The following is a 1,024-nucleotide window of genomic DNA, read 5'->3' on the forward strand; positions in this document are numbered from 1 at the left end:
GGTGATTTCCGAATAACAGTTTACCCGGTTAAGATGGGATTTACTCAACAGACTGACCCTATCGAGTCCGACCATGTCAGCCGAAACAGAAGCGACCGCGCCCTCGTTGCTCCCCTCGCAAATCGATGACCTGACGTTGGCGAGTTCCAAGATGACGGGGGCGACACGTCGCTCCTTCCAGGCCAAGATGGCGCTGAAATATTGCGCGGGCAATGCCCGCCAAGCGGAGCGCGTGTTCGGGTGGGGTCGCGAGACCGTCCAACTCGGACTTCATGAGCAGCGCACCGGAGTGACCTGCCTGGGGGCGCAAGAGGCCTTCTGTGGCAAACCGCTGTGGGAAGATCAGCACCCGGACGTCGCGCGCGTCTTATGGGCGTTGGCACACGCGCAGTCACAACAGGATCCAACGTTCCGCACCGCGTTGTCGTACACCCGATTGACGGCTGCGGAAGCGCTCAAGCAGTTGCGTCAGCACGGCGTTGCCGAAGACGTCCTGCCCTCTCCCGCGACGATGGCGGAGGTCCTCAACCGCAATGGCTATCGGCTACGCAGGGTGCTCAAGGCGAAACCTCAAAAAAAAATTCCTGAAACGGACGCCATCTTCACCAACATCAAGGAAAAAGACGGTCAACCGATGACGCACGGCACCACCAAGCGGATCAGCATCGATTGTAAAGCCACCGTCAACATCGGCGAGTACGCCCGTGGCGGAAAGACGCGGGGGGACAACCAAGCGGCCGATCACGACATGGGCTGCAAGGAAAAATACACCCCCTTTGGGATTGTCGATGAGGACACCGCGCAATTGTCCGTGATCTTTGGCAGTTCGGCCAAGACCAGCGATTTCATCGTCGACAGCCTGGTGCACTGGTGGGAGCACCTCCCGCTGACCGAACGCCTCGCGGTTTCCCTGCTCCAAATCAAGCTCGACAACGGCCCGGAAAGCAGTGGCAGACGCACGCAGTTTCTCCACCGTCTGGTGGCCTTTGCCGATGCCATCGGCAAACCAATCCAACTCCTCTAC

General features: G+C 59.4%; 1 protein-coding gene. It reads left to right on the forward strand.

Annotation, left to right across the window (positions count from 1 at the left end):
- Positions 1 to 151: 151 nt before the first annotated feature.
- The coding region (locus tag G3480_RS28090; RefSeq protein WP_206171932.1) for an ISAzo13-like element transposase-related protein at positions 152 to 1,024 on the forward strand (873 nt) is incomplete at its 3' end.

The sequence above is a fragment of the Thiorhodococcus mannitoliphagus genome (assembly GCF_010915725.1).
GTDB classification, from domain to species: Bacteria; Pseudomonadota; Gammaproteobacteria; order Chromatiales; family Chromatiaceae; genus Thiorhodococcus; species Thiorhodococcus mannitoliphagus.